The sequence below is a fragment of the Catonella sp. genome (assembly GCF_052169795.1).
Taxonomy (GTDB): Bacteria; Bacillota; Clostridia; order Lachnospirales; family Lachnospiraceae; genus Catonella.
Genome location: NZ_JBQNBU010000126.1, coordinates 1 through 4,729 on the forward strand (window position 1 = coordinate 1; position 4,729 = coordinate 4,729).

A 4,729-nucleotide genomic window follows, 5' to 3' on the forward strand; every position below is an offset into this window, starting at 1 on the left:
TGTCATATCTACCCCATACCAAGTCCTCTTGGCTGAATTAGAGAAAGCATTAATCCTTAAAATATCCCCAAACAATATAACAGCTAATAAGACAAAAATAATTTTTTTATTTTCTAAATTTTGATTATCGGCTTTCATATTTTGTCCTCATTTCTCCAAGTGCTACTCTCGCATCTTTCACCTGACCTTGTTCTATCTGTTTTTCAGATATTTCTACATCTCTATACATTGAAAGCTGTTTCATGGTAGCCTCATAAGTATCTAAGCTCATAATAACCATATCGCCATAACCATTTTTGGTAACATAAATAGGCTCAGTAGCTCTATGACACATTTCAGAAATTTCTGATGTATTTTTTAAATCTTTTATCGGTATTATTTGTGGCATTGTTTTCACCTCCTAATGGTATAATTATACCATTATTATTCCCGTTTTTAAATGGTTATTTTTCACTCCAACTCCCTTGTTATATTCTTAAGCCACTTAAAACTCCTGTAATGCTTATAAACAACCGGAATTTTCCAAAATTCATCCAGACATAAAATAAAATATACAACCATAGGTGGCAGTTTTAGTACAAAGGCACTTAAAAATCCGAGTGGAACTGCAACCACCCACATGGTTATAGTATCGCAGATAAGACCAAATCTTGAATCTCCTCCTGCCCTGAAAATCCCTGCTATCAACAGGGTATTCATAGCCTGCCCTATTACATAATAAGAACTGATAATCAGCATAATATCCAGATAATCATAAGCCTGTTCACTAAGCGTAAAACTCATAAATACTATAGGGCGAACCGCCAAAATTATTAAACCTGTAAGAACTCCAAGCCCAAGGGTTGCATGACAGGAACGAGTTGCATATTCTTTTGCCTCCTCCATCTTTCCCTCGCCTATTTTAATTCCAAGAAGCACCGAAGCTCCTCCTGCCATAGCGAAGCAGGCAATTGAGCATAACCCACGCACTGTAGAAGCAACCGAGCTTGCTGCAACCACATCTGCATTCATATGTCCCATGATAATTGAATAAGTAGAAAATGCCAGTGTCCACAGAAAATCATTTGCTAAAGCCGGTGTTGCATATTTTACAAAATCCTTAAACAACAGTTTGTGATGACCAAACATAAGCTTAAAATCTATCTTAAATATCTTTGCTTTAGCGGCATCAGCTATGCATAGAGATACTTCCACTACTCTTGCAATAAGGGTGGCAATACCTACTCCAATTACTCCAAGCTTAGGCATACCAAGTAAGCCGAAGATGAATACTGCATTAAGTGCTACATTTAAGCCAAGTGCAATCGAGCTTATGGTTGTGCTTAATTTCACCCTTTCCATGCTTCTTATTGCACAAAGATAAACCTGTGAAAAACTTAACAATAGATAAGATATTCCTATGATTCTTAAATAAGATGCTCCTATCTGCCTAAGGACTTCATCATCTGTATATATTGTCATTAACTGACTAGGAAATAGTATTGCACAGGTTGAAAGTATGGCTGTAACAACTACCGAAATCTTAATTGCAATTCCCATAACAGCCTGAATAGAGTTCGTATCCCTCTTGCCCCAGTACTGGCTTGCAAGTATGGTAACTCCTGAAGTTACTCCGAAGAAAAATCCCCAAAGCAAAAACTGAAACTGATTGGCAAGGGAGACTGCTGCCAGCTCAGACTGCCCTACATAGCCCAGCATAAGCACATCTGCTGAGTTTACTGCACTACTGATAAAATTCTGGATAGTAATCGGAATAACCAGTGCAAAAAGTGCCCTATAAAACTTTTTTTGCTCTTTTGATATTTTAAATCCTATTTTCATAAAACCTCATTATAGATTTCTAATTATTAATTCAAATAAAATAAAATGCTTACTTCGTTAAATTTTTAACTTAAATTAACCCCTTAGCTTTCAGATAATGATACACACCATCCTCATCTACACTTCCACAAACTTCATCAGCAACAGCCTTTACATTATCACCTGCATTACCCATAGCAACCCCTATACCAACAGCTTCAAGCATATCCACATCATTTCCACCGTCACCAAAGGCTATCACTTCTTCAGACGATAAGTTCAAATGTTCAAGCACTTTTTTGATAGCATTTCCCTTGCCACTGTCTTTTGGAATAATATCCACTGCACTATCCCACCAAGCAGCGATTTGTGCACTGTGAGTACCCTCTAGAATGGTATCCCATTCACTCTCCACACAGCCCATCATAAACTGATATACATCCTCTTTAAGGGCGTCCTCAAATTCCTCAGAAGGAGTTGAATCAAGACTTGCTAATTCAAAATATTCTCTTAAGGCATCATCACAGCCATTTGTCACTATCCTACTTCTTGTAGCAACCGCTAACGGTCTTCCCATCTTAGCTGCATTTTCTATAATTATCGACACCTCTTTGGCAGGTATCATTTTATTTACAATGAACTCATTGTCCAACAAACAAACTGAACCGTTGAAAGCTATCTTCATATCAAAATCTACCCCTTCAAACTGAGGAATAGCTACAAGGGGTCTGCCTGTCGCAATACAGATTTTTATTCCATTTTCCTGTAGTTTATTAAGTGCCTCTTTAGTCTTTGGGGTAAGATCCGGCTTTCCAAACCTTAAAATAGTACCATCTATATCAAAAAATGCAATTTTAATCTTCTTCATGCTCTGTCCTCCCTGTTTTATACCTAAAAATAGGCTGTACTTCATTCTATATTAATATATAGAAAAAGTACAGCCTATTAATTGTATTTTATGCTTTTTCAGACTTTCCGGCTATAAACGAACTATATTCCAGCCTGCTTTTCTTATAAAACTCTTCCTTGGTAAATAACATGTAATGTTCCTTTTTGTCCTCTCCAAGTGCTTCTATTTTTACCCGTTCTGCAAAATGACTATAAACAAAACCAAGCTTTTCTGCTACCCTCATCGACCTGTGATTTCCATCAAAATATGCTATCCATATCCTATTCAATTCAAGGTCAAAAAAACCAAATTCTATAAGAGGTTTTGCTGCTTCTACCATAAAACCGTTTCCCCAATAAGGTTTCGCCAGCCAGTACCCTATTTCTGCCTGCTTCTCATCATTGCCAAGTCCTCTGCTTTCTTTATTCCCGGCATGTAGGCCTATGCTTCCTATAACTTCATTAGTCGGTTTATATATAATAGCATAAATCCCCGGTTTCATAAACACATTTTCAATTACTTCTCTGCTTTCTTCCACTGACCTATGTGGTTTCCAGCCTGCTGAAAGACCTATGCAGGGATCTGAGGCATATTTATATAAATCACCTACATCATCCAAATCCCAAGGACGAAGGATTAAATTATCCGTAATAAAACATGGTACAGCATCATAGACAGCTTCTAACAGCTTACCATTAATATAGCTGAATTTCATAGAAAAGAATCTTTTTCCTGCACTGTTTATAACCGAAAGAAACAGTTCATCTCCCTTCCAATGCGGAAGGGACAGCAATTTTTCTTTTTCTACCCAAACCAGCTCGCCCTCATCACATTCCTTAAGTTCGCCCTCAAAGCCGGTAACTTTAAATAAATGCATATATTCAGTTTCATTCTTATCTTCATTTCCAAGATATTCCGAAACAAAGGTAACTATTCCACAGTAAAAATATCCTGTTGCATATAACCCTGTTTCTTCATAAACTTCTCTTTCCATGCACTCTTCAGGACTTTCACCAAATTCAAATTTGCCGCCCACACCTATCCACTTGCCTTCGTTTATGTCATTTGCTTTCTTATTGCGGTGCAGCATAAGATATTTATTATCTTTTTCTATATAGACAAGGGTTGTATTCGTACTTTTCATATTTCACACCTATTTTATCCTTTATTAATTGCCTTTGCATATTCTTTCTCAGCATCGGCAAGCACATTTTCATGCTCCCTGTTTTTATTGAACCAGTCTACCGCATAAGAGCAGGTAAGTTCCAATTTTCTATCTTCCTTTTCCATCTTTTCAACTAATGCCTCCATAAGCCTGCCTGCAACTCCCTGCCCCCTTAACGAAGAGTCAACTACAGTATGCATTACATTGGCAGTTCCATTTATCTTAGGAAACTCTACATAGGCAATTATCTTACCCTCCTCATTCTCCATCCAAATTTTTTCTGTATTTTCTTTAAATTCCATAATAACCTCTCCCTTTAAGTAAAAAATTATTTCAGATTATACATCTTAATTGTACTATATTTTCACATAACAGTCTACAAAAATCTATAAATTTAATAACTTTTCTGATAAGTTAACTATATATTCAACTACAGTATTTGGATAATCAGGGAGACTGCTCTTTAAAATATTTTTAGGACTGTCACATCAATATACTTTAATGTAACAGCCCTAAGCTTATCCCAGAAAAAACTCTACTGTTTTCTTATATTCATTTTGCTCCTTTACAAGAAGGTTGTACATTTTATCTGACGAGCCTGTTTCCGAATATTCTTTTATTCCCTCTATATATTCCATCCTGTTCTCATCGTGGATAATAGGTGGTATTATATCATTTTTAAGAGTTTCTCTAAACAAAATCACACGCCCTGTACGCCCATTTCCATCTTGAAACGGATGGATTTTTTCATACCTTACATGAAACAAAGCAAGTGTAGTTAGGTTCTTCGGTGCATTTTTATACCAGATTAAAAGTTCCCTCATATCGTCTGAAACTTTGGCAGGCATTGAAGTCTGCATAGTTCCTGCTATATT

At 36.5% G+C, this 4,729-nt stretch carries 6 protein-coding genes; all 6 read right to left on the reverse strand.

Going from position 1 to position 4,729, the window contains the following annotated elements; all coding sequences use genetic code 11:
- Positions 1-124: 124 nt before the first annotated feature.
- Complete coding sequence (locus ACTTKP_RS11250) at positions 125-388, reverse strand: type II toxin-antitoxin system Phd/YefM family antitoxin (RefSeq protein WP_442553995.1); 264 nt, start codon at positions 386-388, stop codon at positions 125-127.
- Between the two features lie 62 nt (positions 389-450).
- Positions 451-1,821 carry an MATE family efflux transporter gene (locus ACTTKP_RS11255; protein WP_442553996.1) on the reverse strand — a complete coding sequence of 457 codons (1,371 nt, stop codon included), beginning with the start codon at positions 1,819-1,821 and terminating at the stop codon, positions 451-453.
- Between the two features lie 70 nt (positions 1,822-1,891).
- Complete coding sequence (locus ACTTKP_RS11260; RefSeq protein WP_442553997.1) at positions 1,892-2,668, reverse strand: HAD family hydrolase; 777 nt, start codon at positions 2,666-2,668, stop codon at positions 1,892-1,894.
- An 88-nt stretch (positions 2,669-2,756) separates the two neighbouring features.
- Entirely contained in the window at positions 2,757-3,833 is a 1,077-nt protein-coding gene (locus ACTTKP_RS11265; protein WP_442553998.1) for a GNAT family N-acetyltransferase, read from the reverse strand.
- 14 nt (positions 3,834-3,847) lie between these two features.
- A complete protein-coding gene (locus tag ACTTKP_RS11270; protein ID WP_442553999.1) occupies positions 3,848-4,156 on the reverse strand; it encodes a GNAT family N-acetyltransferase in 309 nt (102 codons plus the stop codon).
- A 216-nt stretch (positions 4,157-4,372) separates the two neighbouring features.
- Positions 4,373-4,729, reverse strand: a 357-nt coding sequence (locus ACTTKP_RS11275; RefSeq protein WP_442554000.1) for a Fic family protein, incomplete at its 5' end; no start/stop codon positions are given.

Bases quoted from the DNA above. Each gene is read 5' to 3' on its own strand.
- ACTTKP_RS11250 (WP_442553995.1), bottom strand. From the start codon at position 388: ATGCCACAAATAATACCGATAAAAGATTTAAAAAATACATCAGAAATT.
- ACTTKP_RS11255 (WP_442553996.1), bottom strand. From the start codon at position 1,821: ATGAAAATAGGATTTAAAATATCAAAAGAGCAAAAAAAGTTTTATAGG.
- ACTTKP_RS11260 (WP_442553997.1), bottom strand. From the start codon at position 2,668: ATGAAGAAGATTAAAATTGCATTTTTTGATATAGATGGTACTATTTTA.
- ACTTKP_RS11265 (WP_442553998.1), bottom strand. From the start codon at position 3,833: ATGAAAAGTACGAATACAACCCTTGTCTATATAGAAAAAGATAATAAA.
- ACTTKP_RS11270 (WP_442553999.1), bottom strand. From the start codon at position 4,156: ATGGAATTTAAAGAAAATACAGAAAAAATTTGGATGGAGAATGAGGAG.